Here is a 26,095-nt window from a genome sequence, read left to right on the forward strand (position 1 = left end):
CCGCATTTCCCCGTCGACTGTCATCAAACGGTAACGACAACGTCACACAGGCATTTGCGTGAGGGTGGTACGCGACTCCGGGGGCCACAGTTTCGACATCCGAGTCCACGGCCCGAGGGGAGATTCCATGAACCGCACACACGCGACAATCGCCAAGACCTTCAGCCTGTTGTGCGCGGCAACCGCGATTCTGCCATTGGCTGCCTGTCAGGATCAGGCGAATGGCGGCGGTGCCGGCTCGCGCGATCACATCACGGTCGTCGGCTCGTCCACTGTGTTTCCCTTCACCACCATCGTCGCCGAGCAGCTCGTCAACCAGACCCCGGGGATGAAGGCCCCCGCGATCGAATCGACCGGGACCGGCGGCGGGATGAAGCTGTTCTGCGCCGGCGTCGGCGCAGCACACCCCGACATCGAGGACGCATCGCGCCGGATCAAGGCGAGCGAGTACAAGACCTGCCTCGACAATGGCGTATCGAAGATCCTCGAGATCCAGGTCGGGCTCGACGGGATCGCGTTCGCCGAGTCCAAGGCCGGACCCAAGCTCCAGCTGACCGCGGTCGACCTGTATCGCGCGCTCGCCGCGACGCCGAACGGGCAGCCCAACACCGCCAAGACCTGGAAGGACGTCAACCCGTCGCTCCCGGCGGTGCCGATCCAGGTCTATGGCCCGCCTTCGACCAGTGGAACGCGCGACGCGCTCGCCGAGCTGATCCTCGCGCGCGGGTGCGACGCGATCAACCCCAGGATGGCGGACCTCAAGGACAAGGATCACGTTGCCTATGCCAAGGGCTGCACCGCGATCCGCGAGGATGGTGCCTATGTCGATGCGGGCGAGAACGACAATCTGATCGTCCAGAAGCTGCAATCGAACCCCAATGCGATCGGCATCTTCGGCTATTCCTATCTCGAGCAGAACAAGGACAAGCTCAACGGCGTCCCGCTCAACGGGGTCGAGCCGACCTATGAAACGATCGCGCGCGGCGCCTATCCCGGCTCGCGCCCGCTGTATCTCTACGTCAAGGCGGCGCATCTCACCGCGATCAAGGGCTTGCGCGAATTCCTCGCGCTGTACGCCAAGTCGTGGGATCCGAACGGGCCGCTGGTCGCCAAGGGCCTGATCGCCGCACCAGAGGACGTGCGCAAGCGCAGCGCGGAGATCGTCAAGAACGAGACGCTGCTCGACCCGTCGAAACTGCTCTGACCCGTTCCTCTCATCCTAGAACGAGCCTGATTTAGTGTCCTTTCTCGCACTTTTCCTGGTCATCGCCGGGCTTGGGCTGATCGGCTGGCTGACCGCGCGGATGCGCGCGGTCGCCTTCCGGCGCGGCAGCACCGCGCGCTTCAGTTCGCTGCCCTCGCACTTCGGCGGCTATGTCGCCCTGTGGACGATCGTGCCTGCCGCCTTGTTCCTCGCGGTCTGGGCGGCGACCTCGCCCGCGCTCGTCACCAACAGCGTGCTCCACGATCCCGCCGCCGCGCTGCTGCCGCCGCAGGGGTTCGACCGCGCGGCGATCCTGTCCGAGGCGCGCAGTCTGGCTGCGGGTCGCAGTTTCGGCGCGTTCAACCCGTTGTCGCAGAAGCTCGCGCCCGCTTACGCCGCCGCGCAGACGCGGATCGACTGGATCGGGACCGCGGTCGCGCTGCTGCTGGCGTTCGCCACCGGTGGCTTCGCCTTCACCCGCGTCCGCCCCGATTTCCGCGCGCGGACCAAGATCGAATTCGTCGTGATGGGCGCGTTGCTCTGCGCGTCGCTGATCGCGATCCTGACGACGCTTGGGATCGTGGCGTCGCTATTGTTCGAATCGTGGCGCTTCTTCGAAGTGGTCCCGATCACCGATTTCCTGTTCGGCACGCACTGGAGCCCGCAGGTGATCGACCCGGCGCACCCCGGCGCGACGCTCGGCGCGGTGCCGCTGTTCTGGGGCACGTTCCTGATCGGCGCGGTGATCGCGATGATCGTGGCGATCCCGTTCGGGCTGATGAGCGCGGTGTATCTCACGCAATATGCGACCGCGTCCGCCCGGCGCTGGATGAAGCCGATCCTCGAGGTGCTCGCGGGCGTGCCGACCGTGGTCTACGGCTATTTCGCGGCGCTGACGGTGGCGCCAGCGGTGCGCGATTTCGCGGTGTCGATCGGAATCACCTGGGCGAGCTCCGAAAGCGCGCTGGCCGCGGGGCTGGTGATGGGGGTGATGATCATCCCGTTCGTCTCCTCGATGGCGGACGATTCGCTCGCCGCCGTGCCCGGCGCGATGCGCGACGGCAGCCTTGCGATGGGCGCGACCTCGTCCGAGACGATCCGCCGCGTGCTGCTGCCCGCCGCGCTCCCGGGCGTGGTCGGCGGTGTGCTGCTCGCGGTATCGCGCGCGATCGGCGAGACGATGATCGTGGTGATGGCCGCGTCGGGCGTCGCCACGCTGACGCTCAACCCGTTCGCCAGCGCGACCACCGTGACCAAGCAGATCGTCGACCTGCTGACCGGCGAGGCCGAGTTCGACAGCCCCAAGACGCTCGCCGCCTTCGCGCTCGGGCTCACGCTGTTCGTCATCACCCTGCTGCTCAACATCGTCGCGCTGACGGTCGTCAAACGGTACCGTGAAGCTTATGAGTGAATCCCTCGTCGCCCAGGTGCCGGTCGGCACCGCCGAGCCGCAGGAGCGTGCGCCGACCGACTGGCGGACGCAGTCGATGCAGCGCCGGATCCGCCAGCGCTATGCCGCGGAGCGGCGCTTCCGGCTGCTCGGGCTTGCCGCGGTGGTGATGTCGGCAGGGTTCCTCGCGGTACTGCTCGTGACGATGGTCTACAATGGCGCGAGCGGCTTCCTGCAGACGCAGGTCGCGCTGCCGGTCGATTTCGCACGCGCCGGGCTGATGCTCGACCCGGCGCAACTCAAGGGACCGGGCGCGGATCTCGCGCTGGCGGGGGCCGGCGTCGAGCCGGCGACCCGCGCCGCCGCGATCGCCGCGTATGGCAAGGACGGCGACAAACTGCTGTCCGATGGCGCGTGGCTTTCGGTCCGCGCGGCGATCAAGCACGATCCTGCGATCCTGAAGGGCCGCAGCATTGTCTGGGTTCCTGCAGCGGATTCGATCGATATCGCGGCCAAGCGCACCGGCACGCCCGAGGACGAGGCGACCGTCGCGCGGCTGAAGGCGAAGACCGCGATCTCGACCGGGTTCAACCTCCCCTTCCTCACCTCGTCGGATTCGACCGACCCGACCCGCGCCGGGATCTGGGGCGCGCTCAAGGGCTCGATCTTCACGATGGTGGTGACGTTGCTGATCGCCTTCCCGGTCGGCGTGCTGTCCGCACTCTATCTCGAGGAATATGCGCCGCGGAACCGCTGGACCGATTTGATCGAAGTCTCGATCAACAATCTCGCGGCGGTTCCGTCGATCATCTTCGGGCTGCTCGGTCTTGCGGTGTTCCTCGGCACGTTCGGGCTGCCGCGCTCGGCGTCGATCGTCGGCGGGCTGACGCTCGCGTTGATGACGATGCCGGTGATCGTCATCGCCGGGCGCAATGCGATCAAGGGCGTGCCCCCGTCGATCCGCGATGCCGCGTTCGGTGTCGGCGCAAGCCCGGTCCAGGTGGTGTTCCATCACGTCCTGCCGCTCGCGCTGCCGGGCATCCTTACCGGCACGATCATCGGCATGGCGCGCGCGCTCGGCGAGACCGCGCCGCTGCTGATGATCGGGATGCGCGCGTTCATCTCCGCGCCGCCTGCGCGCCTCAGTGATCCGTCGACCGTGCTCCCGGTCCAGATCTTCCTGTGGTCCGACCAGATCGACCGCGGCTTCGTCGAAAAGACCAGCGCGGCGATCATCGTGCTGCTTGTCTTCCTGCTCGCGATGAACGGCTTCGCGATCTACCTCCGCAACAAATTCGAGACCCGCTGGTGAGCATTCCAAACCAACACAAGATCTGCGCGAAACGGGTCAGCGTCTTCTACGGCGCGAAGAAGGCGATCGACGACGTGTCGCTCAACTTCGACCAGCGCTACGTCACCTCGCTGATCGGACCCTCGGGCTGCGGCAAGTCGACCTTCCTGCGCACGCTCAACCGGATGAACGACACGATCCCGAGCGCGCGGGTCGAGGGCGACATCACGCTCGACGGTGAGGATATCTACGCCCCCTCGATGGACGTGGTGCAGCTCCGCGCGCGCGTCGGGATGGTGTTCCAGAAGCCCAACCCGTTCCCCAAGTCGATCTTCGAGAACGTCGCTTACGGTCCGCGGATCCACGGCCTCGCCTCGAACAAGGCGCAGCTTGCCGAAGTGGTCGAGCAGTCGCTCCGCCGCGCGGGCCTGTGGGATGAGGTCAAGGACCGGCTCAGCGACAGCGGCACCGCGCTGTCGGGCGGGCAGCAGCAGCGGTTGTGCATCGCGCGCGCGATCGCGGTCGACCCCGAGGTAATCCTGATGGACGAGCCGTGCTCCGCGCTCGACCCGATCGCGACCGCCAAGATCGAGGAACTGATCCACGAGCTCAAGGGCCGCTATGCGATCGTGATCGTCACGCACAACATGCAGCAGGCCGCGCGCGTCTCGCAGCGGACCGCCTTCTTCCATCTGGGGACGCTCGTCGAATATGGCGCGACCTCGGACATCTTCACCAATCCGCGGCAGGAACGCACCAAGGATTACATCACCGGCCGTTACGGCTGAGGCGAGACATCATGCCCACCAACGAACATACGATCAAAGCCTTCGATGCCGAAATCGGGCAGCTGCGCGGTCTCATCGCGCAGATGGGCGGGCTCGCCGAGCAGGCGATCGGTGCCGCAATGGAAGCGCTGCGCCTCCACGACCTCGAGGGTGCGCGCGCGATCATCGACGGCGACAAGCGGATCGACGCGCTCGAGATCGAGGTCGAGCAACTCGCGGTGCGGATCATCGCGCTGCGCGCGCCGCTCGCGGACGACCTGCGCGAGGTCGTCGCCGCGCTCAAGATCGCGGGCGTGGTCGAGCGGATCGGCGATTACGCCAAGAACATCGCCAAGCGCGTGCCCACGATCGAAAGCCACGGCGAGATCGAACCGCTGTCGGTGCTCCCCGCCATGTCGGTGCTCGCGGTGCAGATGGTCCACGACGCACTCGACGCCTTCGCAGCACGCGATGCCGCCGCCGCGGTCGAGGTTTGCGCGCGCGACCGGCAGGTCGACGACTTCTACAACAGCCTGTTCCGCGTGCTCGTCACGCACATGATGGAAAACCCAAAGACGATCGGTCAGGTCGCGCAGTTGCTCTTCATCGCCAAGAACCTCGAACGTGTCGGGGATCATGCGACGAACGTTGCCGAAATGGTGTATTTCGCGGCGACCGGCACCCACATGGTCGAACGCGACCGTGGGCCAATGTCCTATTTAACGCCGACCGCTTGAAGGAGTGATCGCCATGGCACGCGCTAAAATGTTGCTGGTGGAAGACGACGCGGCATTGGCCGAATTGCTCGTGTGGCACTTCAAGCGCGAGGACTTCGAGATCGCGCAGACGCCCGACGGGGAAGAGGCGCTGCTGCTCGCCAAGGAGAATACCCCCGACATCGTCCTGCTCGACTGGATGGTCGAGGGCCTGTCGGGGATCGAGGTCTGCCGCCGCCTGCGCCGCATGCCCGAGACCGCGAACGTCCCGATCATCATGCTCACCGCGCGCGGCGAGGAAGAGGATCGTGTCCGCGGGCTCGAGACCGGCGCGGACGATTATGTCACCAAGCCCTTCTCGCCGCGCGAACTCGTCGCGCGGGTCGGCGCGGTGCTGCGCCGCGTGCGCCCGGCGCTCGCGGGCGAGCAACTGACCTATTCGGACATCGAGATGGACACGGTCGGCCACAAGGTCCGCCGGTCGGGCGAGGTCATTCCGCTCGGGCCGACCGAATTCCGTCTTCTCAAGCACTTCCTCGAGCATCCCGGCTGGGTCTTCTCGCGCGAGCGATTGCTCGATGCGGTGTGGGGGCATGACAGCGACATCGAAAGCCGCACCGTCGACGTCCATATCCGGCGGCTGCGCAAGGCGATCAATCGCGGCGATCGGCCCGATATCATCCGCACCGTTCGATCGGCGGGCTACGCACTCGATTCGGGAGCGTAAGAATTTTTGGGAGCCATGCGGGCGGATGCGCGTTCATCCGCCCGTGCAGCACACAATGCTGCCCGTTCGTAGGAGATCCTATATGAAGATCATGATGTTCGCGGCCCTCGCCGCAGCAGTTTCGATGCCTGCCCTCGCGCAGACCGCCCCTGCAACCCCCGACACGTCGATGCAGCAGCCTGACCCGGCGCAGCCCGCCGCCGACCCGGCGATGCAGCAGGCGCCTGCGGCCCCCGCAGCCCCCGCTGCCGACCCCGCAATGGGCGCACCCGCCGGTGCCCCCGCAATGGCACCCCAGGGTGGCCAGCCGCCGATGGCAGCACCGGCCGCCGCCGCACCGATGCCGGCGACCGCCGAATATCCGGCCTGCTCGCGCACCGTGAAGGATCAGTGCATCGACAAGCGCAGCAATGGCGGCGCGAAGAAGGCGATGCATCGCAAGCGCAAATAATGCTGACGGCGGCGCGCAAGCGTCGCCGCCGCTAGCGAACGAGGCCGACGTAGGGGAAAGCCCCTGCGTCGGCATTTTCGTGTCCGGGATCGGTCGGAATCGGGACGAGTCCGCCCCTTGCACCGCCTGTGCAATCGAATAGGACGCGGGACAAAGCAGCTAGAGGAGCAGCCATTATGTCCATCCGTTTCGATGATAAGATCGCGATCGTCACCGGCGCCGGCGGCGGTCTGGGCCGTGCCTATGCGCTGGAACTCGCGAAGCGGGGCGCGAAGGTCGTCGTCAACGATCTCGGCGGCTCGCGCGACGGGACCGGGCACAGCGATGCCGCGCTCAAGGTGGTCGAGGAGATCGAGGCAGCCGGCGGCACCGCGATGTCGAACGGCGGCAGCGTCACCGAATATGAGCAGATGGTCGAGATGGTCGCCAAGGCCAAGGAAGCCTGGGGCGGCGTCCATATCGTCATCAACAACGCCGGCGTGCTGCGCGACAAGAGCTTCGCCAAGATGGAGCCCGCCGATTTCAAGTTCGTGATCGACGTCCACCTCAACGGTTCCGCCAACGTCACGAAGGCAGTGTGGGACACGATGCGCGAACAGAATTACGGGCGCCTGCTGATGACCGCGTCGTCGACCGGGCTGTACGGCAATTTCGGCCAGGCCAATTACGGCGCGGCCAAGCTCGGGCTTGCCGGGCTGACCAAGACGCTCGCGATCGAGGGCGCCAAGAACAACATCAAGGTCAACACGATCGCGCCGACCGCGGGCACGCGGATGACCGAGGACCTGTTCCCGGCCGAGGCATTCGCCGCCTTCGCGCCCGAGAAGGTGGCGCCCGCCGCGCTGTATCTCGTGTCGGAAGAGGCGCCGACCAACATGATCGTCGGCGCTGGCGCAGGCGTGTTCCAGGCGGCGTACGTGACGCTCACGCAGGGCAAGCTGCTGACCGGGGACGATCTGTCGCCAGAAGGCATCGCGGCGCATTGGGCCGAGATCACCGATCGGACCGGCGAACTGACCCCGCAAAATGGTGCGGAGCAGTCGATGAGCATCCTGAAGAAGTTGCAGGGCGGCTGATTCGCCTTGGGGTCGAAGCTGGCGTCCGGCGCCGGCTTCGACCTCGCGCAGCCCGAACGGTGGTTGGAGCCGGGGACGCTTCCGCCCTCCGTTCGCCCTGAGCGAAGTCGAAGGGCCGGCGCTGACCCCTGTTAGTCCTCGACCACCTTCATCAGCCGCCGCTCGACCGGTGCCAGCACCGGTCCGAGCTCATGCCCGCGCTTGAGCACGACGCCCTGTTCGTTGACCAGCGCCCACATCCCCTGCCGGTTGCGCAGCTCGGGCCGCTTCTCGATCCGCACCTCGGGCCGTTCGGCCGAGCGCCGGAATGCGGCGAACACCGCGACGTCCTGCCCGAACTCGACCGCATAATCGCGCCAGATCCCGGCCGCGACCATCCGCCCGTACAGGTCGAGGATGCGGTTGAGTTCGAGCCGCTCGAAACCGATCTGGCTCGGCTTGCCCCGGACGACCGGAAAGGGAGTCACCGTTCCCATCAGGCGCGGTCGCGGATGTCCTGATCGGCGAGCAGCGCGTCGAGCCGCTTGCGCATCGTTTCCAATTCACAGCGCAGCAGCTCGACCTTCTGCGTCTGCGGGTCGAACGCATCGGTACACGGCGTGCCATAGGCGAGGAACTGCGCAGGCTGCTTCCCGCCCTCGACCATTGTCGCGCGCGCGGGGATGCCGACCATCGTCGCGCCCTGCGGGACATCCCGCGTGACGACCGCGTTCGCGCCGACACGCGCGCCCTCCCCGACCGTGATCGGCCCGAGCACCTGCGCGCCCGACCCGACGATCACGCCGTCGAGCAGCGTCGGGTGCCGCTTGCCAGGAACGCCATTGTCCGGGTTCGTCCCGCCGAGCGTGACGCACTGGTAGATCGTGACGTTGTCACCGATCTCGGCAGTCTCGCCGATCACGACGAAGCCGTGGTCGATGAAAAAATTCCGCCCGATCTTCGCGCCCGGATGGATGTCGATCGCCGTCAGGAAGCGGCTCATGTGGTTCACGGCGCGCGCCAGGAAGAACAGCCGCGCCCGGAACAACCGGTTCGCGATCCGGTGATAGGCCATCGCCCACACGCCCGGATAGGTGAGGATCTCCCACCGCGAGCGGGGCGACGGATCGCGCGCCTTGATCGAGTCGAGATAGGAGACCAGTCGTCCCATCATCCGCTTATTCCCCTTGTATCGACGGGCTATCTAGGCGTTTGGATGACCAAATTAAAGGACCGCGCGCGCCTTGATCGCCGGCATCGATACTCCAGCGGTCTTGTAGGATATTGGATTAGCGGCAATAACCGACCGATATCCTGCGGAGAACAGACGATTATGCCCGATTTCGCTGCGCTCGACTGGAGCACGATCGTCTGGACGATGCTGCCATTTGTCGCGGTCGGTTTTGCCGCGCAGATGATCGACGGGGCGCTCGGCATGGCGTTCGGCGTCATTACCAACACCGCACTGGTGGTGTTCCTGGGGCTGCCGCCCCGGCTTGCGTCGGCGACGGTCCATGCGGTGGAGAGCTTCACCACAGCCGCCTCCGGGATCAGCCATGTCCTCCATCGCAACGTCGACTGGAAGCTGTTCGTCCGGCTGATGATTCCGGGCATGATCGGGGGCGTGCTCGGAGCCTATGTGCTGAGCAACGTGGACGCCGAGGTCGCAAAGCCGTTCGTGATGGCGTATCTCGCCGCGATCGGCGTGTACCTACTGTACCGCGCCTGGCGTGGCCGGGTCGAGCCGCGCGAGCCGAAGATCGTCGAGCCACTGGGGCTGATCGGCGGGTTCCTCGATGCGGCGGGTGGCGGCGGCTGGGGGCCGGTGGTGACCTCCAACCTGCTCGTCCAGGGCGCGCAGCCGCGCAAGACGATCGGGACGGTCAACACGTCCGAGTTTTTCCTGACGACGACGATCTCGGCGACGTTTATCTTCACGATCGGCTTTTCGGCGTTCACGCTGCAGGCGGTCGGAATCCTGATCGGCGGGGTGGCCGCGGCTCCGTTCGGCGCGGTCCTCGCAAAACGCGTTCCGGCGCGGCCGCTGATGGGAATGGTCGGCGGGTTGCTGACCGTGACGAGCGTCTATTCGGTATGGGCGGCGCTCGCCTGACGGACTGCGCTTCGCGCGCCTGTCCTCCCCACGTCCGTGATGCGCGCGGTCGCTCTGTTCACGTCCGTCATTCCCGTGAAAGCGGGAATCCATTGTCTGGCCGGTTTGCTTGCGACAGTGACGCCAGCCAGTATGGATCCCCGCCTTCGCGCGGGTGACGGACCGGGGTAAAAGCGCGACCGCTTAGTTGATCGCGGCGTGGACCGTGGCGACCGCCTTCATCACCGCGCCGATCCGGACCGCGGTCTGGATCGCCTCGGCGGTGGCGCCGGCCTTCTTTAGGATCTGCTCGTGCGAATCGATGCACATGCCGCAGCCGTTGATCGCGCTGACCGCGAGGCTGAACAGCTCGAAATCGACCTTGTCGATCCCCGGCTGGCCGATCACGTTCATCCGCAGCTTGGCGGGCATGGTCTGGTACTCGGCATTCCCCGCGAGATGCGTGAAGCGATAATAGACGTTGTTCATCGCCATCACCGCCGCCGCCGCGCGCGCTGCGTTGGCCGCCTCGGGGGTCAGCTTGCCAGCGACTTCGGCTTCGGCGGCATCGACCAGCGGCTTGTAGCCCGTCGCATGCGCGCACGAGAGGAACAGGCCGAACTTCTGCTGGTCTGGCAGATGCGCCTCGTTGAGCAGCGAGCCGACATTGAGGCGGATATCCTTGGCGAAATCCGGGAGCGTCCCGGCAAATTCCTTGAGCGACATGGGTTCTACTTTCTAACGCCCCTCCCGCTTGCGGAAAGGGTTGGGGGTGGGTCTGACATGAAAAAGGAGGGCGCGTCTGCTGACACGCCCTCCCATCGACCGGCATGCCGGCATCGAGATGCGTCCCGCGCATCTCTAAATCATGCGGGGCATGACTTACCCCGGCATGACGGCCGATCCCTCCCGCGAGCGGGAGGGGGGACTTCACTTAAGCTGCGAGCTGGAGGACGTCGTCGCCCTTGTTCCAGTTGCACGGGCACAGTTCGTCGGTCTGCAGCGCGTCGAGCACGCGGAGCGTCTCGGCGGGGTTGCGACCGACGTTGAGGCCGTTGACCTGGACCGCCTGGATGACGTTGTCCGGATCGATGATGAAGGTCGCGCGGAATGCGACATGCTCGTTCTTGTCGAGAATGCCGAGCTGCGCGGCGAGCACGCCGCCGTTATCCGCGAGCCACGGGAAATCCGCCGCCGCGAGATCGGGGTCCGACTTGCGCCAGGCGAGGTGGACGTGCGCGGTGTCGGTCGATGCGCCGATGAGCACCGCATCGCGGTCCTCGAAGTCGCCCTTCAGGCCGGCATAGCCGACGATCTCTGTCGGGCAGACGAAGGTGAAGTCCTTCGGCCAGTAGAACAGCACCTTCCACTTGCCGGGGAAGGCATCCTGGCTGAGCGTCTCGCCCGCCGGAAGCGCGCTGGTGCCCTGCTGGACAGGAACGGTGAAGTCGGGGAGCTTGTCGCCGATGGTCAACATGATGGGGCCTCCTGGTTGAATTGGGGCCTCGTCGACATCCTCAAACGTGGCGCTTGGCGCGCCATCTCGTTGGGAGCCTCATATAGGCCCTAGTCTTATCGATCCAAGTGGTTATTTATCCCCCAGTGATCGATTGGAGTAATGAGTGGCAACCTACCTACCGACGTTGAAACAACTGCAATATCTGGTCGCCCTGCAGGATCACGGTCATTTCGGGCGCGCCGCCGAATCGTGTTTCGTGACCCAATCGACGCTGTCGGCGGGGCTGCGCGAGCTCGAAACGCTGATCGGCGTAACGCTGGTCGAACGTACCCGGCGAGTCGTGCGCTTCACGCCGCTGGGCGAACGGATCGCCGAGAAAGCGCGCAGGGTGTTGCGCGAGGCGGACGAGCTCGGCGACATGGCGCGCGCTGCGGGGCGCCCGTTGTCGGGCGAGATGCGGATGAGCGTCATCCCGACGATCGCGCCGTTCATGCTGCCGCGGATCCTGCCGCGGTTGCGCCGCGACTATCCCGACCTCAAGCTGTTCCTGCGCGAGGAGCCGAGCGGCCCGGCGTGCGAGGGGCTGCACCACGGTCGTGCCGATTGCGTGTTGCTGGCGCTCCCGTTCGCCTGCGGCGAGGTGGATTCGCAGGTGCTGTTCGACGATCGCCTGTTCATCGCGGGTGCGCCCGACGAGATGGGGGACGCGACCCGCGCCATGCCCGCCGCCGAGATCGACGAGACGCGGCTGCTGCTGCTCGAGGACGGGCACTGCCTCAAGGACCATGCGCTGTCGGCCTGTGCGCGCCCCGAATTGCGCGCCGAGGCGACGATGCTAGGGACGTCGCTCCATACGATCGTGCAGATGATCGACAACGGGCTCGGCCTCACGATGCTCCCCGAAATGGCGATCAAGGCGGGGATCCTCGACCATACCGGGCTGATCGCCCGCCCGCTCGATGCGGCGAGCCCGTCGCGGCGGATCGCGCTGGTCTGGCGGCGCGGATCGCCGCGTGAAAAGGACTTCCAGCTGCTCGCCGCTGCACTCGCCGAAGCCGCCTGACGAAACCATTTCGCCCCTCAACCGTATTTATCGGACGCAGCCCTTCGGGGTCGCGCCTGTTTTATTGGAGAGCCTCATGACCCTCAAGACCCCCCTGTACCTGACCGCGATGGCCGGCGTACTCGCGATCGGTGCCGCCGCAACCGCGCAGACCGCACCTGCCGCCGCTCCGACCGCAGCAGCACCCGCAGGCCAGGCTGCCCCGGTGGCTCCCGCCGGCCAGACCGCCCCGGTCGCACCGACCGCAACGACCAACCCGACGGTTGGCGGTGCCGCGATGGACACGAGCAAGACAATCGTCGCCAACGCGTCGGCCGCGCCCAACCTCTCGACGCTGGTGTCGGCGGTAAAGGCTGCAGGCCTTGCGACGACGCTCGCAGGCCCCGGCCCGTTCACCGTGTTCGCGCCGACCAATGACGCCTTCACGCGCCTCGCACCCGGCACCGTCGACACGCTGATGAAGCCCGCCAACAAGGCGACGCTGGCCAAGGTCCTGACCTATCACGTCGTCCCCGGCACGATCACGCTGGCCGACCTGCAGCAGAAGGCAACCGCCGGTGGCGGCAAGGCCGTGCTGACGACGGTCGAAGGCGAGCCGCTGACGGTCGAGATCACCAATGGCGCGGTCCAGCTGACCGACGTCAATGGCAACAAGAGCTATGTCGAGACCCCGGACGTCCGCCAGTCGAACGGCGTCGTCCATGTCGTCAACGGCGTCGTCCTGCCGAAGCTGAACTAAGCCTTCCACCGCGCGGCGGCGGCATCGTCGCTGCCGCGCGGTTCTACCCAGCTCGTCTGGTCGCCGCGCGTTTCCTTTTTCCAGAACGGCGCTTCGGTCTTCAACCGATCGATCAGGAACGCACACGCCTCGAGCGCTGCCCCCCGATGCCGCGCGGCCGTGCCGACGAATACCACGATCTCCCCGGGATGCATGTCCCCGACCCGGTGCGTGATGCGCGCGCCGAGCAGATCCCACCGCGCGACTGCCTGTTCGGCGAGAGCCTCAAGCGCGGCTTCGGTCGCGCCGGGATAATGTTCTAGCGCCAGGGTCGCCACGCCGTCGTCGCTGCGCACCAGCCCCACGAACGTCGCAATGCCCCCTGCCCCGGTGGCGGAAATAGCCCCGAATTCGACCCCAGCGTCGATAACCCCGGGGCTTACCGAAACCGCGATCATCCGCCGGTCACCGGCGGGAAGATCGCGACTTCGCGCGCACTGCCGAGCGGCGCATCGAGCGGCACGAACGTCTGGTCGACCGCCGCGCGCAACCGCGCCCGGTCGACGAACGCCGCCGCATGGACCGCACTGTCCCGCGCAAGCCAGTCGATCAGGTCGGCAACGGTGGTCACGTCGGCGGGCGGGCAAACCGTCTCGCTCGCCGTTCCGATCCGTTCGCGCACCCAGGCGAAATACAGCAGTTCGATCGTCACGGTCAGTCCATATGCTTGAGGCCGACGCGCAGGTAATCCCAGCCCGTCACCAGCGTAAGCGCCGCGGCGCCCCAAAGGGTCCACAGGCCGACCTGATCGACCCACGGCGCGGCCGGCAGCGCGCCGCCGAGGATCAGCGCGCCGAGCGACACGAGCTGCAGCGTCGTCTTCCATTTCGCCAGTTTCGAGACCGGCACAGAAACCTGCAATTGCGCGAGGAACTCACGCAGCCCCGATACCGCGATCTCGCGCAGCAGGATCACGAGCGCCGCGATCTGGTGGATGCCCGGGATGATCGCGGGTTGCGCCCCGCGTGTGCCCACCAGCAGCAGGATGACCGCCGCGACCATGATCTTGTCCGCGATCGGATCGAGGAATACCCCGAGCTTCGACACCGTGCCCTGCGTCCGCGCGAGATAGCCGTCGAAATAATCGGTGATCCCCATCAGGCAGTAAAGCACGAACCCGGCGGCATAGCCGTCGATCCAGTCCGGCCACCACAGGAACCACGCGAGCAGGGGTATCGCGACGATCCGCGACAGGGTGAGGAGGTTGGGGAGCGTCAACACCCTGCTGCTCTAGCGGCGCACCGGCTCCGGCGAAAGCCCGTGCGATAATTCGCCTGCCCCAAAGGGTTTACCGAATGGCGGGTTGCCGCTTGCGGCAAGCCTGCGCTATGGACGGGGCTTATTCCGGCCATATCGAGGCAACGATCCCATCATGCTCAACGCGCTCGGCTTGCTGAAGGAGCGCCGTTTTCTGCCGTTGTTCGTCACCCAGTTCCTCGGTGCGTTCAACGACAATCTGTTCAAGACGGTGATGGTGCAATTCGCGATCTACAAGATCTTCGCGGATCCCAAACTGGAACAGAATTTTACGGCTTTGGCCACCGCCCTTGGCATTCTGCCCTTCTTCCTCTTCTCGGCGCTGGCCGGGCAGCTGGCGGATACGAACGACAAGGCCAAGATCATCCGGATCGTCAAGACCGCGGAGATCCTGATCATGGTGATCGGCGCTGGCGGATTGATGCTCGCGTGGACCGGCTTTGCGACGTTCGGCCTGGTGCTGATGCTGTTCGCGACGCTGTGCCTGGGCGTCCATTCGGCGTTCTTCGGTCCGATCAAATATGCGATCCTGCCACAGCATTTGCATGAGGACGAAGTGCTCGGCGGGACCGGACTCGTCGAATCGGCGACCTATCTCGCGATCCTGCTGGGGACGATCCTCGGTGGTTTCATGGCGGTGCAGCACGCGGCCATCGCGGTGCTCGCGGTCGCTATCGTCGGCTGGGCGGTATCGCTCAAGGTTCCCCCCGCCGCGCGCGAGGGCAAGGAACTGGTCGTCAACTTCAACCCGTTCACGTCGTCGTGGCGGCTGATTTCGGGGACGATGCACATCCGGCGGCTGTTCCTCGCAATCTGTGCGATCAGCTTCTTCTGGACGATGGGGTCGATCCTCATCATCGTGTTCCTTCCGCTCGCCAAGAACGTGCTGACCGCGGACAAGCATGTCTTCACGCTGATGACCGCGCTGTTCTCGATCGGCGTCGCGGTCGGCTCGGTGCTGATCAACTCGCTGCTCAAGGGGCATACGTCGGCCAAATATGCGCCTGCGTCGGTGCTCGCGATGGGCGGGTTCGTCGTGCTGTTCTCGTTGCTGGTGCGCGGCTGGCCGGAAGCGCCGGTCGGGACGTTGTACGACCTGGCGAGCTTCATCGCGCTGCCGCGGGCCATCCTGCTCGTACTCGTGCTGATGGGAATCGCGGTCACCGGCGGCATGTTCGTCGTCCCGCTTTACGCCTTCCTCACCACCACCGTCTCGAAGGACGAGACCGCGCGGACCGTGGCGGCGAACAATGTCGTCAACGCCGGCGCGATGACGGTCGGCGCGATCGGGGTGCAGGGCCTGACGCTGCTGGGCGTCTCCCCGGACAATCTGTTGCTGGTGGTCGCCGCGATGTGCCCGGTATCGGCGTGGATCGCGTGGAAGCTCCACGTCGCCTGCGACTGACCGGGCGCGTCCCCGGTCAATCCCCGGTCAGAAAATGAACGTGTAGAAGCACACGAAGAATGCCGAGAAGCTGAGGACGAACAGCCGCACGTCCGAATCGTCGCGCGCGCGGACGCGTGCGCTGCGCGCGGCGGCGACGGTCTGCCGGAAGGGATGACGGGCGGTTTGCGCGCGGAGCGGAAGAGTGCGTTGCATGGCAGCCAATTAACGCTTTGTTTACGATTTCGGCCAGAGCCAGTCGCGGTTAACAGGCGCGCCATAATGGGACTCGTATTGGCATCCCCGGACCTTAGATCCGCGTGTCGCGGGAGCCACGACGCTTCGAAAGTTTCGTCGGGGCTGGCGTCGTTAACCAGACGTTGACCAAATCGGCCGTTAACCTGACGCATGTTGACGCGTATCCGTCTTTCCGATCATGCGCAGGCGTTCCTGCTTGGCTTCATCTTCTTCCTGGCGGCCGCGGCGTCGGTCAGCTTCGCGCGGTTCGATGGCGGCGTGGCCTATGTCTGGGGCGCGGCCGGGCTGTTGCTCGCGCGGCTGGTAACGCTGCCGCCGCGCCGTTGGGGCCCGTCCTTGCTGTGGTGCGGCGTGGCGTGCGTCCTTGAGATCGTCACCGTCGGGATCGGCTGGAGAAGCGTCCCGTTCCTGACCCCGGTCCTCCTGCTCGAGCCCGTCCTCGCCGCATTGCTGCTGCGACGCGTGCTCGGGCGCGAATTCGATATCAACACCGTGCGCGGCATGGTGTGGTTCATCGCGCTTGCCGGGATCGTCGCGCCCGCCGTCTCGGGATTGTTTGCCGGCGCGGTCGTCGCGGTGTTCGTTCGCGCGCCCTTCTGGAGCAACTTCCTGCATTGGGTGGCAGCGCACGGTCTCGGTGCGGTAATGATCACGCCGGTGGCCGCGATCCTCTTTACCCGGACGACCAGCCTGCGCAGCCTGCGCTGGTGCCGGGCCGACTGGCTCGCCAACGCCGCGTTGCTGCTCACCGTCGGAGTGACCGCGCTGATCGTCTTCTATCAGAAGACCGCCCCGATCCTGTTCCTGCCATTGCTGCCGATGGTGCTCGCCACCGTCCGCGGGGGCCGGTTCGCGGCGATTGCCAGCATGGTCATCGTCGGAGTGAGCGGCGCGGTGCTGACCGCTTACGGGCGCGGGCCGATCAACCTGGTGCCGGGGTCACCGGGAGAAAAGGCGTTGCTGCTGCAAGGCTATATCGCCTGCGCGGGATTGCTGGTGCTGCCGGTCGCGTCGCTGCTGACGCAATTGCGCATCGTTGCCGACCGCTGGCGCGAAAGCGAGGCGCGCTATCGCACGATCGCCGACGCGCTGGGCGACGCGATCATCGACGTCGCCGCCGACGGAACCGTCCGCTACGCCTCCTCCGCGATCGCGGACATGACCGGACTGCCGTCCGACGCGGTGGTCGGCAGCCATGCGAGCGGCTTCGTATTCGAGGATGACCTCGCGGTGGTGGCGGTTGCGTACCGACAGGCCCTGCAAGCCCCCGGGAAGCCGGTCATCGTCCAGTATCGCGGCCCCCGCGAAGAACCCGACGGCCGCCGCTGGTTCGAGGCGTCGCTGCGCGCCGTCACCGCGCAGGGGGAGTCGCTCGGCATCGTCGGGTCGATCCGTGACGTTTCGGAGCGCAAGCGTCTCGAACTGTCGCTGACGCGCGAGGCCCGGCTCGACCCGCTGACCGGCCTTGCCAACCGCCGCGCGTTCCTCGAGCAGCTCGAGCAGCGCTGCGACGCGACGCAGGCGGCGTGGTCCAGCGCGCGCGCCGGGAGTCTCGCGATCCTCGACCTCGATCATTTCAAGCGGATCAACGACGGCTATGGCCACGCGGTCGGCGACATCGTGCTGCAGGCGGTCGCCAGCGAGGCGATGCGCTTCTGCCGCAGCCGCGACCTGGTGGCGCGGATCGGCGGCGAGGAGTTCTGCGTGATCTTCGGCGGGGCGTCGATGGCGGATGCGGAGGCGGCGGCAGACCGCCTGCGCGAGGCGATCCGCGCGCTGCGAATCCCGCTCGACGGCGGGCAGTCGATCAGCGTCACCGCCAGCATCGGGCTGGCCGAGATCGTGCCCGGCGGCACGGCGCTATCGATCCTGAAGCGTGCCGACACCGCTTTGTATGAAGCCAAGCGCCATGGCCGCAACCGGCTCCGGATCGCGGCATGATCTAGCCCCGGGCGCTGATGGCGCACCGGACCGGCGGTCCCGATCGTTTCCGGCGCTCGGATCCGCAGCCACGCAAGGCGATGTCTTCCCGATTCGACGCGCCTCGCCCCCGCCCTGGCAGAAGGTTCGCAAAAGGCGCGCGAAAAATCGGACTTTGCGTTGGCGGCGCGGAAAAGACGACCTAAGCTCGCCCCATGACCACATCGCCCCCCCGCCCGGCTAAACGCGCCGCTACACGCCACGCCACTCGCCTTGCCGCGCTGCTTGCAGTTGGCGTCGCGCTCCCCGTCTCCGCGCAGGTCGCGACCGACCCGGTACGGATCGAGCAGAGCGTCCGCACGCTCGCGTCGGACCTGTTCGAGGGCCGCGCGCCGGGCACGCGCGGCGAGGACCGGACGATCGGCTATCTCGTCGCGCGCTTCCAGGCGCTCGGGCTCGAGCCCGCCGGGCCTGACGGCGGCTGGGTCCAGAAGGTCCCGCTGATCCACACGCGGTTGGGCACGCCGAAGACGTTGCGGTTCGATTCCCCCAAGGGCGCGCTTCCCGCCGAACAGGCGAAGGACATCTACGTCTCGACGATCCGCCCTGATGACGTCGCGAAGATCGCCGCCGCCCCGCTCGTCTTCGTCGGCTATGGCGTGACTGCGCCCGAGCGCCAGTGGGACGACTTCAAGGACGCTGACCTCAAGGGCAAGGTCGCGGTGTTCCTGGTCAACGATCCCGACTTCGCGGCAGCCAAGGGCGAACCCGTCGCCGGGAAATTCGGCGGGCGCACGATGACCTATTACGGCCGCTGGACCTACAAGTTCGAGGAAGCCGCGCGGCGTGGCGCGATCGGCGCGCTGATCGTCCATGACACCGCCGGGGCCGGCTATGGCTGGAACGTCGTCGTCAGCAGCGGCGGCGAGAATTACGATATCGTCCGCGATCCGTCCAAGCTGACCAGCGTCGCGCTCCAGGGCTGGATCGCGAACGATGCAGCGACGCGCGTGTTCGCCGCCGCCGGGTTCGACCTCGCGCAGCTCCGCGTCGCGGCGCGCAAGGCGGACTTCCGCCCGGTGACGCTCAAGGGCGTGACCTTCACCGCGGACGTGCCGGTCGCGCAGGAACAGGTCGCGAGCTACAACGTCCTCGCGCGTATCCCCGGGAGCGAACGCCCCGACGAAGCGGTGATGTTCGGCGCGCATTGGGACGCCTATGGCGCGGGCAAGCCCGATGCGCAGGGCCGCATCTACCGCGCGGGCGCGAACGACGATGCGCTCGGGATCGCGGGCCTGTTCGAGATCGCGCGCAATCTGAAGGCCGCGCCTGCGCCCAAGCGATCGGTAGTGTTCGCCGCCTGGACCGCCGAGGAGCGCGGGCTGCTCGGGTCCGAATATTATGCGACGCATCCGACCGTGCCGATGGCGAAGACCGTCGCCAACCTGACGATCGACATCCTCCAGACCGCCGGGCTGGCGAAGGACGTCGTGCTCGTCGGCGCAGGCCAGAACAGCCTCGAGGGTGACATGGCGCGTGTCGCGGCGACGCAGGGGCGGCACCTGACGCCCGAGGGCCTGCCCGAGCGCGGGCTGTTCTACCGCGCGGACCATTTCTCCTTTGCCAAGCAGGGCGTGCCGACGCTGCTGCTGATGGGGATCGCCGGCGCGTCCGACCTCAAGCAGGGCGGGACTGCCGCGGGGCAGGCCTGGATCGATGCCTATACCGGGCAATGCTACCACCAGGCCTGCGACGCGTGGAGCAAGGACTGGAAGCTGGACGGCGCGGTGCAGGACATCGACCTGATCGGGACGATCGGCGCACAGCTTGCCAACTCGACGGTCTGGCCCGAGTGGAAGGCAGGGTCCGAATTCAAGGCGATCCGCGACAAGAGCCGACCGTCGCGGTGATGCTGCGGGCGGCAGGGACGTCCTGCCCGGCAGAGCATTGGGACTAAACCTGGCGTAATCACGGCGCTTCCCCGGCGAAGGCCGGGGCCCAGTAGCGAGACGGGCGTTTCAAGCGCGTGCGCTTCGGTACCTCGACCACCTCGACTGGGCCCCGGCCTTAGCCGGGGAAGCAAGTTCGGTCTGGCCACAGACCGCTTCGCTTATGTGCCGCGGAATATCTTCTACGGTTAGCATCCTCAGAACCAAGGTTTTTATATATGCGCCGTGCCTCCGCCCTACTCCTGCTCGCGACCCTTGGCACCGCAGGCGTCGCCGCACCGCTCCCCACCCCGACCAAACCCCTCGGCGCAAACCTCGAACGGTTCGACTACCCCTACCCGGTCCACTGGTATGAAGCGCAATCGCAGGGCGCGCCCGTCCGCATGGCGTATCTCGACGTGCCGCCGCAGGGAAAGGCCAACGGCCGCACCGTCGTCCTGCTCCACGGCAAGAATTTCTGCGCGGCGACGTGGCAGGACACGATCGCCGCGCTGGTAACCGCGGGCTATCGCGTCATCGCGCCCGACCAGATCGGCTTCTGCAAATCCTCCAAGCCCGAAGGCTATCAGTACAGCTTCCAGGCGCTCGGCGCGCTGACGCGGGGGCTGCTCGACCAGGCGGGGGTCGGCAAGATCACGCTGGTCGGCCATTCGACCGGCGGGATTCTCGGCGCGCGGTTCGCGCTGCAATATCCCGACCGGGTCGAGCAGCTCGTGCTCATCAACCCGCTGGGTCTCAACGATACGTTGGCGCAAGGCGTGCCCTATACCGAGCTCGGCGCGCTCCGGCAGGAGGAAGCCAAGACCGACGCGGCGTCGATCAAGGCGTATCAGTTGCGCAATTACTATCACGGTGCGTGGCGCCCCGAATACGACCGCTGGGTCGCGATGCTCGCCGGGCAATATGCCAGTCCCGACGGGGCGATCGTCCGCGATGCGCAGGCACGGCTGTCGGACATGATCGAGACGCAGCCGGTCGCCGCCGAACTCGCCCGGCTCGCGCCCCCGGTCTCGCTGATCATCGGCCAGCGTGACCGCACCGCGTTCCGCGCGAACAGTGCCCCCACGGCGATGCGCGAGCGTGTCCAGACCGTCCCGCAAGCTGCGGAAGATGCGGCGAAACGTATCCCCGGCGCGCATCTCGTCCGGATCGCGGGTTCGGGCCATGCGCCGCAGGTGGAAGATCCAGCCGGCTTCAACGCGACGTTGCTGGCGGAACTGCGCAGCCCGCCGACGCGGTAAAGCCTCACAATCCCCACCGTTCGTTTCGAGCGAAGTCGAGAAACCCGGCACAGCGCTGGCTTCTCGACTACGCTCGAAGCGAACGGATGGGGTGAGTACGTCACACTGCCGGGCTGATCCGCCAGTAGGTCGCATAACGATCATGCGCGACGCGGTGATACGGGACCAGCCGAACCGCCGTCCGGTCCGCCGCCGGGATCGTGAATTCGAGCGGACCGTCCGCCTTGCGCACCTGCGCGGCGAGCGTCGCCGGGTTCCCCACCAGCGTCGGCACGGTGACGGGCCCGGCGTTATACTCGCCGTATTTCCGTTCGTTGATAATCACGTCCGCGCCGGGCGCGAGACCTTCCCGCCCGAGCACCCCGGCCAGCACCATCGGCCCATAGCTGAACGCGACGATATCGGGCGCGGCCGGGGCCTGATCGGGAACGACCTCCATCGCCAGTCGCAACTCGACGGTGTCGCCACTGTGCCACGTCCGCGCGAGCTTCACATAGCTGCCGGGAGTATCCGAACGCGCCGCCTCGACCCCGTTGACCAGCACGATCGCGCTTCGGCTCCAGCGCGGATGGCGTAACTGGAGCGTCACGTCGGTCGGGCGCTCGACGGTCCAGTGCAGCGTCGTCGTCGGTGCATCGGGGAAGCGCGTTTCCTGCCGCAGCGCGACGCCCTTCTCGCGCCACCGCACCGCGGACGGAACGAACAGGTTCACGTACAGCGCCTTGTCATCGTGGAAGTAGATCGAATCGCGGTACTTCACGTGGTTTTCCATCCCCGTGCCGGTGCAGCACCAGAAGGAATGCTCGGGCGTGTGGTACAGCTTCATGTACCCCGGCCGTGCGCCTTGGAAATAGGTCACCATCCCGGTGTCGGGGTCCTGCGACGCGAGGATCCCATTGTAGAGCGTGCGCTCGTAATAATCCGCATACTCGGCCTGCGGATCCTGCAGGAACAGCGCGCGGGTCAGCTTGAGCATGTTGTGCTGGCCGCACGTCTCCGAGCCCTTGGCCGAGAAGACGTGCTTGTCGAACTCCGCCATCGGGAAGAAATGCTCGTTGTCGCCGTGCCCGCCGGTCGCGAACGAACGCGTCAGCGCGACCGTCCGCCAGAAGAATGCCGCCGCCTCGTGATAGTGCGGCGTGCCGGTCGCCTCGAAAACGCGCTGGAAACCGACGATCTTGGGGAGCTGCGTATTGGCGTGAAGCCCGTCGAGCTGGTCACGCCCGGCGGCGAGCGGCGTCAGCAGCGCCTTGTGCGAGAAACGCTCGGCCATCGTCCGGTAGTCGGGGTTTCCCGTCATCAGATACAGGTCGGCGAAGACCTCGTTCATTCCGCCATGTTCGGTCTCGAGCATCGTCTCGAACTGCGCGTCGCTCAGCGGGCGCGTCGCCACCACCGCCCAGTCCGCCAGTCGCAGCAGCACCGCACGCGATTCCGCGCTGTCCGCCATCAATGTGGCGTCGCGCAGGCCAGCGAAGACCTTGTGCAGCGTGTACCACGGCACGCCGGTGATCGCGTCCCCCCGCAGATGCGCAGCGACCAGCGCCGGCCCCTTGGGAAACGCGCAGACCAGGCCGGACCTAGCCGCATCCTGACACGCGGCAAGCTCGCGCGCGATATGGTCGATCCGCTGCCGGAACGCCGGCTTGCGCGTAGAGCGATAGGCGAGCGCGCAGGCCGACAGATAATGGCCGAGCGTATGCCCCTGGCAATTGATGTCCGCCCAGATCGGATCGGATTCCCACCCGCCATAGACCGCGGCCTTCGGTTTCAGCCCGGCGTTGACTCGGAAGGCGTGGAGCATCCGGTCGGGGTCGAGGCTGAGCAGATACGCCTCGGTCTTGCGCTGCGCGTGGAGGAACGGGCCCTCACCAAGATCGACATCCGCCAGATCGAACGGTTGCAACCGCGCCGTGCCGAGCGCGCGCGGCGTAAGCGGAGGCGCGGCGACACCAGGTGCGCCGGCGATCAGCGCGCCGACCCCCGCGCTCGCGAGGAACGCTCTGCGCGAAGGTCCTGCGCAGCAACCACCGTCCGACACCGCATCTCTCCCGTCAGGCTTCTTATAGTCCGACTATACCGATATCAGACCTGGTGTCAGCCCCCTGCGACCGGCGTCATCCACGGCTGTCGAACCCGAAGATTTTCTTTAGCGGGAGTTTCGCTGCACGACGCTAGGAGGGGTTCGGGTTCGAAAGCCCGGAATGATCTGCTTTGAAAGCTCGGACATGGCGACACAGGTTAGGGATGAGACGGCGGCCGCGGCATCGGTGGCAACGCTGACCCATCTGGAACGGCTCGAGGCCGAGGCAATCCACATCCTGCGCGAAGTCGTTGCGGAGGCCGACAAGCCGGTGATGCTTTATTCGGTCGGCAAGGACAGCGCGGTGATGCTCCACCTCGCGCGCAAGGCCTTCTACCCGTCGCCCCCGCCCTTCCCGCTGCTCCACGTCGACACGACCTGGAAATTCCAGGAGATGTACAAGCTGCGCGATCGCATGGCGGCTGAAAGCGGGATGGATCTGCTTGTCCACCAGAACCCCGAGGCGATCGAGCGCGGGATCAACCCGTTCGACCACGGTGCGCTCCACACCGACCTGTGGAAGACCGAGGGGCTCAAGCAGGCGCTCACCCACTACGGCTTCGACGCGGCGTTCGGCGGCGCGCGCCGCGACGAGGAGAAATCGCGCGCGAAGGAGCGGATCTTCTCGTTTCGCACCGCCAGCCAGGGCTGGGACCCCAAGAACCAGCGCCCCGAGCTGTGGAACCTATACAACGCCCGCAAGGCGCGGGGCGAAAGCATCCGCGTCTTCCCGATCTCCAACTGGACCGAGCTCGACGTCTGGCAATATATCCAGCTCAACGCGATCCCGATCGTCCCGCTGTATTTCGCCGCCCCCCGCCCCACGGTCGAGCGCGACGGGATGCTGCTGATGGTGGACGACGACCGCTTCCGGCTGCTCCCCGGCGAGACGCCCGTAATGCGCTCGATCCGTTTCCGCACGCTCGGCTGCTATCCGCTGACCGGCGCGGTCGAGAGCAAGGCCGCCACGCTCCCCGAGATCATCCAGGAAACGCTGCTCACCACCACGTCCGAACGAAAGGGCCGCGCAATCGACAAGGATGCGGGTGGCGCTGGGATGGAGAAGAAGAAGCAGGAAGGGTATTTCTGATGGCCACCACCGCTGCGGAGCAGGTCTACCAGGCCGAAGCGCTGATCGCCGAGGATATCGACGCCTATCTTAACCGGCACCAGCACAAGACGATGCTGCGCTTCATCACCTGCGGCTCGGTCGACGACGGCAAGTCGACGCTGATCGGGCGGCTGCTCTATGATTCGAAGATGATCTTCGAGGATCAACTCGCCGCACTCGAAGCGGATTCGAAGCGGGTCGGCACGCAGGGGCAGGAGATCGACTTCGCTTTGCTCGTCGATGGCCTCGCCGCCGAACGCGAACAGGGCATCACGATCGACGTCGCCTATCGCTTCTTCTCGACCGAGAAACGCAAGTTCATCGTCGCCGACACGCCCGGGCACGAGCAGTACACCCGCAACATGATCACCGGCGCGTCGACCGCGGACCTCGCGGTAATCCTGATCGACGCGCGCAAGGGCGTGCTGACGCAGACCCGGCGGCATTCCTATCTGGCGCATCTGATCGGCATCAAGAACCTTGTGGTGGCGATCAACAAGATGGACCTGATCGGCTACGACCAGGCACGCTACGACGCGATCCTCGCCGACTATCGCAGCTTCGCCGACAGCATCGGGATCACGACGTTTACGCCGATGCCGATCTCGGGATTCAAGGGCGACAATATCTCGAACCCGTCCGGGAACATGCCGTGGTACGCCGGCCCGACCTTGATGGAGCATCTCGAAACCGTCGAGCTCGGCGTGGACGAGGACCGTACGGGCGATTTCCGGATGGCGGTGCAATGGGTCAACCGGCCCAATCTCGATTTCCGCGGCTTCTCGGGCCAGATCGCACGCGGCACGGTGCGGCCGGGCGATGCGATCCGCGTCGTTCCGGGCGGCAAGACGTCGACCGTCACCCGGATCGTCACGCTCGACGGCGATCTCGACCAAGCCGTCGCGGGCCAGTCGGTCACGCTCTGCCTCGCCGACGAGATCGATTGCTCGCGCGGTCAGGTCATCGCCACCGCCGACGCGCCCCCCGAAACCGCGGACCAGTTCGAGGCGACGATCGTGTGGATGGATGATGCGCCGCTCGTCGTCGGCCGCTCCTACTGGCTCAAGCTCGGCACGCAAACGGTGTCCGCGACGGTGCGCGAGCCGAAATATCAGGTCAACGTCAACACGATGGAGCATCTCGCCGCCAAGACGCTCGAGTTCAACGCGATCGGCGTGGCGGAACTCCAGACCGATCGCGCGATCGTGTTCGAACCCTATGCGCACGACCACACGCTCGGCGGGCTGATCCTGATCGACAAGCTCACCAACGCGACGGTCGCGGCGGGGATGCTGCACTTCTCTCTGCGGCGCGCGCAGAACGTCCACTGGCAGGCGACCGACATCGGCCGTGACGCGCACGCCCGGCTCAAGAACCAGACGCCGCGCGTTTTGTGGTTCACCGGCCTGTCGGGTGCGGGCAAATCGACCATTGCGAACGAGGTCGAGAAGCTGCTCAACCTGATGAACCGGCACACCTTCCTGCTCGACGGCGACAATGTGCGGCACGGACTCAACAAGGATCTCGGCTTTACCGAGGCGGACCGGATCGAGAATATCCGGCGCGTCGGGGAGGTTGCCAAGCTGATGACGGATGCCGGGCTGATCGTGCTGACCGCGTTCATCTCGCCGTTCCGGGCGGACCGCGACATGGTCCGCGCGATGCTCCCCGAGGCAGAGTTCGTCGAGATCTTCGTCGACACCCCGCTTGAAGTCGCCGAGCAGCGCGACGTCAAGGGCCTGTACAAGAAGGCGCGCGCGGGGGCGCTCAAGAACTTCACCGGGATCGACAGTCCGTATGAGCAACCGCTCCACCCCGACATCCGCGTCAACACCGTCGCAATGACCCCGGTCGAAGCCGCCGAGTTCATCGTCCGCCAGATCCTGCCGCTCAAATGAG

At 66.4% G+C, this 26,095-nt stretch carries 26 protein-coding genes; 17 read left to right on the forward strand and 9 right to left on the reverse strand.

Annotation, left to right across the window (positions count from 1 at the left end; translation table 11 throughout):
* Positions 1–127 precede the first annotated feature (127 nt).
* The 8 genes from RH91_RS17800 to RH91_RS17835 all read left to right on the forward strand — a co-directional run bounded on the left by RH91_RS17800 (position 128) and on the right by RH91_RS17835 (position 7,622).
* Positions 128–1,204 carry a substrate-binding domain-containing protein gene (locus RH91_RS17800; protein WP_010164446.1) on the forward strand — a complete coding sequence of 359 codons (1,077 nt, stop codon included), beginning with the start codon at positions 128–130 and terminating at the stop codon, positions 1,202–1,204.
* Between the two features lie 34 nt (positions 1,205–1,238).
* The gene (pstC, locus tag RH91_RS17805; RefSeq protein ID WP_010164449.1) at positions 1,239–2,615 is read left to right on the forward strand and encodes a phosphate ABC transporter permease subunit PstC; all 1,377 of its coding nucleotides are present in this window, start codon (positions 1,239–1,241) and stop codon (positions 2,613–2,615) included.
* Positions 2,608–3,906: a phosphate ABC transporter permease PstA gene (pstA, locus tag RH91_RS17810; RefSeq protein WP_010164452.1), complete on the forward strand. Its 1,299-nt coding sequence runs from the start codon at positions 2,608–2,610 to the stop codon at positions 3,904–3,906. The genes pstC and pstA overlap by 8 nt, the downstream gene beginning before the upstream one ends.
* Complete coding sequence (gene pstB, locus RH91_RS17815; RefSeq protein ID WP_010164453.1) at positions 3,903–4,673, forward strand: phosphate ABC transporter ATP-binding protein PstB; 771 nt, start codon at positions 3,903–3,905, stop codon at positions 4,671–4,673. The genes pstA and pstB overlap by 4 nt, the downstream gene beginning before the upstream one ends.
* An 11-nt stretch (positions 4,674–4,684) precedes the next feature.
* Positions 4,685–5,389, forward strand: coding sequence for a phosphate signaling complex protein PhoU (gene phoU / locus RH91_RS17820; protein ID WP_010164455.1), 705 nt, complete (start codon positions 4,685–4,687; stop codon positions 5,387–5,389).
* Between the two features lie 13 nt (positions 5,390–5,402).
* A complete protein-coding gene (gene phoB / locus RH91_RS17825; RefSeq protein ID WP_010164457.1) occupies positions 5,403–6,095 on the forward strand; it encodes a phosphate regulon transcriptional regulator PhoB in 693 nt (230 codons plus the stop codon).
* An 82-nt stretch (positions 6,096–6,177) separates the two neighbouring features.
* Positions 6,178–6,546 carry a hypothetical protein gene (locus RH91_RS17830; protein ID WP_010164459.1) on the forward strand — a complete coding sequence of 123 codons (369 nt, stop codon included), beginning with the start codon at positions 6,178–6,180 and terminating at the stop codon, positions 6,544–6,546.
* A 176-nt stretch (positions 6,547–6,722) separates the two neighbouring features.
* Positions 6,723–7,622: an SDR family NAD(P)-dependent oxidoreductase gene (locus RH91_RS17835; RefSeq protein ID WP_010164460.1), complete on the forward strand. Its 900-nt coding sequence runs from the start codon at positions 6,723–6,725 to the stop codon at positions 7,620–7,622.
* 131 nt (positions 7,623–7,753) lie between these two features.
* Here RH91_RS17835 and RH91_RS17840 read toward each other — a convergent pair whose 3' ends face one another.
* Together RH91_RS17840 and epsC are read right to left on the reverse strand one after the other, a co-directional pair.
* The gene (locus tag RH91_RS17840) at positions 7,754–8,098 is read right to left on the reverse strand and encodes a DUF2794 domain-containing protein (RefSeq protein WP_010164462.1); all 345 of its coding nucleotides are present in this window, start codon (positions 8,096–8,098) and stop codon (positions 7,754–7,756) included.
* Positions 8,098–8,775, reverse strand: coding sequence for a serine O-acetyltransferase EpsC (gene epsC / locus RH91_RS17845; protein ID WP_010164464.1), 678 nt, complete (start codon positions 8,773–8,775; stop codon positions 8,098–8,100). The genes RH91_RS17840 and epsC overlap by 1 nt, the downstream gene beginning before the upstream one ends.
* A gap of 159 nt (positions 8,776–8,934) precedes the next feature.
* Here epsC and RH91_RS17850 point away from each other — a divergent pair, with 159 nt between their 5' ends.
* A complete protein-coding gene (locus RH91_RS17850) occupies positions 8,935–9,714 on the forward strand; it encodes a sulfite exporter TauE/SafE family protein (protein ID WP_010164466.1) in 780 nt (259 codons plus the stop codon).
* Positions 9,715–9,897: 183 nt separating this feature from the next.
* Here the strand turns inward: RH91_RS17850 and RH91_RS17855 are convergent, their stop codons facing one another.
* Both RH91_RS17855 and RH91_RS17860 read right to left on the reverse strand, forming a co-directional pair.
* Positions 9,898–10,419: a carboxymuconolactone decarboxylase family protein gene (locus RH91_RS17855; protein ID WP_010164468.1), complete on the reverse strand. Its 522-nt coding sequence runs from the start codon at positions 10,417–10,419 to the stop codon at positions 9,898–9,900.
* Positions 10,420–10,627: 208 nt separating this feature from the next.
* The gene (locus RH91_RS17860) at positions 10,628–11,170 is read right to left on the reverse strand and encodes a peroxiredoxin (protein WP_010164470.1); all 543 of its coding nucleotides are present in this window, start codon (positions 11,168–11,170) and stop codon (positions 10,628–10,630) included.
* A gap of 145 nt (positions 11,171–11,315) precedes the next feature.
* On the opposite strand from RH91_RS17860, the gene RH91_RS17865 reads away from it, so the two are divergent.
* Together RH91_RS17865 and RH91_RS17870 are read left to right on the forward strand one after the other, a co-directional pair.
* Positions 11,316–12,215 carry a hydrogen peroxide-inducible genes activator gene (locus RH91_RS17865; protein WP_010164472.1) on the forward strand — a complete coding sequence of 300 codons (900 nt, stop codon included), beginning with the start codon at positions 11,316–11,318 and terminating at the stop codon, positions 12,213–12,215.
* Between the two features lie 76 nt (positions 12,216–12,291).
* Positions 12,292–12,954 (forward strand): fasciclin domain-containing protein, encoded by a 663-nt coding sequence (locus RH91_RS17870; protein ID WP_010164473.1) that lies wholly within the window; start codon positions 12,292–12,294, stop codon positions 12,952–12,954.
* Here RH91_RS17870 and RH91_RS17875 read toward each other — a convergent pair.
* The 3 genes from RH91_RS17875 to pgsA are packed head-to-tail and all read right to left on the reverse strand — an operon-like array spanning position 12,951 to position 14,214.
* Entirely contained in the window at positions 12,951–13,391 is a 441-nt protein-coding gene (locus tag RH91_RS17875) for a molybdenum cofactor biosynthesis protein MoaE (RefSeq protein ID WP_010164475.1), read from the reverse strand. The two genes, RH91_RS17870 and RH91_RS17875, sit on opposite strands and share 4 nt — an antisense overlap.
* Positions 13,388–13,645 (reverse strand): molybdopterin converting factor subunit 1, encoded by a 258-nt coding sequence (gene moaD / locus RH91_RS17880; RefSeq protein WP_010164477.1) that lies wholly within the window; start codon positions 13,643–13,645, stop codon positions 13,388–13,390. The genes RH91_RS17875 and moaD overlap by 4 nt, the downstream gene beginning before the upstream one ends.
* Before the next feature lie 2 nt (positions 13,646–13,647).
* Positions 13,648–14,214, reverse strand: coding sequence for a CDP-diacylglycerol--glycerol-3-phosphate 3-phosphatidyltransferase (gene pgsA / locus RH91_RS17885; RefSeq protein ID WP_010164479.1), 567 nt, complete (start codon positions 14,212–14,214; stop codon positions 13,648–13,650).
* A 151-nt stretch (positions 14,215–14,365) separates the two neighbouring features.
* On the opposite strand from pgsA, the gene RH91_RS17890 reads away from it, so the two are divergent.
* The gene (locus tag RH91_RS17890; protein WP_010164481.1) at positions 14,366–15,655 is read left to right on the forward strand and encodes an MFS transporter; all 1,290 of its coding nucleotides are present in this window, start codon (positions 14,366–14,368) and stop codon (positions 15,653–15,655) included.
* A gap of 27 nt (positions 15,656–15,682) precedes the next feature.
* Here the strand turns inward: RH91_RS17890 and RH91_RS22880 are convergent, their stop codons facing one another.
* Positions 15,683–15,850, reverse strand: coding sequence for a hypothetical protein (locus RH91_RS22880; protein ID WP_010164482.1), 168 nt, complete (start codon positions 15,848–15,850; stop codon positions 15,683–15,685).
* 192 nt (positions 15,851–16,042) lie between these two features.
* On the opposite strand from RH91_RS22880, the gene RH91_RS17895 reads away from it, so the two are divergent.
* From RH91_RS17895 to RH91_RS17905, 3 genes are all read left to right on the forward strand, one after another.
* Entirely contained in the window at positions 16,043–17,833 is a 1,791-nt protein-coding gene (locus tag RH91_RS17895; protein WP_010164484.1) for a sensor domain-containing diguanylate cyclase, read from the forward strand.
* Between the two features lie 194 nt (positions 17,834–18,027).
* Positions 18,028–19,722: a M28 family metallopeptidase gene (locus RH91_RS17900; protein ID WP_010164486.1), complete on the forward strand. Its 1,695-nt coding sequence runs from the start codon at positions 18,028–18,030 to the stop codon at positions 19,720–19,722.
* A gap of 257 nt (positions 19,723–19,979) precedes the next feature.
* Positions 19,980–21,002, forward strand: a complete 1,023-nt coding sequence (locus RH91_RS17905) for an alpha/beta fold hydrolase (RefSeq protein ID WP_010164488.1) — start codon at positions 19,980–19,982, stop codon at positions 21,000–21,002.
* Between the two features lie 100 nt (positions 21,003–21,102).
* Here the strand turns inward: RH91_RS17905 and RH91_RS17910 are convergent, their stop codons facing one another.
* Positions 21,103–23,043 carry a glycoside hydrolase family 127 protein gene (locus tag RH91_RS17910; protein WP_010164490.1) on the reverse strand — a complete coding sequence of 647 codons (1,941 nt, stop codon included), beginning with the start codon at positions 23,041–23,043 and terminating at the stop codon, positions 21,103–21,105.
* A 187-nt stretch (positions 23,044–23,230) separates the two neighbouring features.
* Between RH91_RS17910 and cysD the strand changes: the two genes are divergently transcribed.
* Together cysD and cysN are read left to right on the forward strand one after the other, a co-directional pair.
* Positions 23,231–24,175 (forward strand): sulfate adenylyltransferase subunit CysD, encoded by a 945-nt coding sequence (gene cysD / locus RH91_RS17915; RefSeq protein ID WP_081469583.1) that lies wholly within the window; start codon positions 23,231–23,233, stop codon positions 24,173–24,175.
* Positions 24,175–26,094 (forward strand): sulfate adenylyltransferase subunit CysN, encoded by a 1,920-nt coding sequence (cysN, locus tag RH91_RS17920; RefSeq protein ID WP_010164494.1) that lies wholly within the window; start codon positions 24,175–24,177, stop codon positions 26,092–26,094. The genes cysD and cysN overlap by 1 nt, the downstream gene beginning before the upstream one ends.
* Position 26,095: the final 1 nt, after the last annotated feature.

Source organism: Sphingomonas sp. PAMC 26617, from assembly GCF_000242835.1.
Classification (GTDB): domain Bacteria; phylum Pseudomonadota; class Alphaproteobacteria; order Sphingomonadales; family Sphingomonadaceae; genus Sphingomonas.

What these genes read in the sequence shown, in the direction of transcription:
- RH91_RS17800 (WP_010164446.1), top strand. Translation starts at nt 128, where the DNA reads ATGAACCGCACACACGCGACAATCGCCAAGACCTTCAGCCTGTTGTGC.
- pstA (WP_010164452.1), top strand. Translation starts at nt 2,608, where the DNA reads ATGAGTGAATCCCTCGTCGCCCAGGTGCCGGTCGGCACCGCCGAGCCG.
- phoU (WP_010164455.1), top strand. Translation starts at nt 4,685, where the DNA reads ATGCCCACCAACGAACATACGATCAAAGCCTTCGATGCCGAAATCGGG.
- phoB (WP_010164457.1), top strand. Translation starts at nt 5,403, where the DNA reads ATGGCACGCGCTAAAATGTTGCTGGTGGAAGACGACGCGGCATTGGCC.
- RH91_RS17830 (WP_010164459.1), top strand. Translation starts at nt 6,178, where the DNA reads ATGAAGATCATGATGTTCGCGGCCCTCGCCGCAGCAGTTTCGATGCCT.
- RH91_RS17835 (WP_010164460.1), top strand. Translation starts at nt 6,723, where the DNA reads ATGTCCATCCGTTTCGATGATAAGATCGCGATCGTCACCGGCGCCGGC.
- RH91_RS17840 (WP_010164462.1), bottom strand. Translation starts at nt 8,098, where the DNA reads ATGGGAACGGTGACTCCCTTTCCGGTCGTCCGGGGCAAGCCGAGCCAG.
- epsC (WP_010164464.1), bottom strand. Translation starts at nt 8,775, where the DNA reads ATGATGGGACGACTGGTCTCCTATCTCGACTCGATCAAGGCGCGCGAT.
- RH91_RS17850 (WP_010164466.1), top strand. Translation starts at nt 8,935, where the DNA reads ATGCCCGATTTCGCTGCGCTCGACTGGAGCACGATCGTCTGGACGATG.
- RH91_RS17855 (WP_010164468.1), bottom strand. Translation starts at nt 10,419, where the DNA reads ATGTCGCTCAAGGAATTTGCCGGGACGCTCCCGGATTTCGCCAAGGAT.
- RH91_RS17860 (WP_010164470.1), bottom strand. Translation starts at nt 11,170, where the DNA reads ATGTTGACCATCGGCGACAAGCTCCCCGACTTCACCGTTCCTGTCCAG.
- RH91_RS17870 (WP_010164473.1), top strand. Translation starts at nt 12,292, where the DNA reads ATGACCCTCAAGACCCCCCTGTACCTGACCGCGATGGCCGGCGTACTC.
- RH91_RS17875 (WP_010164475.1), bottom strand. Translation starts at nt 13,391, where the DNA reads ATGATCGCGGTTTCGGTAAGCCCCGGGGTTATCGACGCTGGGGTCGAA.
- RH91_RS17890 (WP_010164481.1), top strand. Translation starts at nt 14,366, where the DNA reads ATGCTCAACGCGCTCGGCTTGCTGAAGGAGCGCCGTTTTCTGCCGTTG.
- RH91_RS22880 (WP_010164482.1), bottom strand. Translation starts at nt 15,850, where the DNA reads ATGCAACGCACTCTTCCGCTCCGCGCGCAAACCGCCCGTCATCCCTTC.
- RH91_RS17895 (WP_010164484.1), top strand. Translation starts at nt 16,043, where the DNA reads ATGTTGACGCGTATCCGTCTTTCCGATCATGCGCAGGCGTTCCTGCTT.
- RH91_RS17900 (WP_010164486.1), top strand. Translation starts at nt 18,028, where the DNA reads ATGACCACATCGCCCCCCCGCCCGGCTAAACGCGCCGCTACACGCCAC.
- RH91_RS17905 (WP_010164488.1), top strand. Translation starts at nt 19,980, where the DNA reads ATGCGCCGTGCCTCCGCCCTACTCCTGCTCGCGACCCTTGGCACCGCA.
- cysD (WP_081469583.1), top strand. Translation starts at nt 23,231, where the DNA reads ATGGCGACACAGGTTAGGGATGAGACGGCGGCCGCGGCATCGGTGGCA.
- cysN (WP_010164494.1), top strand. Translation starts at nt 24,175, where the DNA reads ATGGCCACCACCGCTGCGGAGCAGGTCTACCAGGCCGAAGCGCTGATC.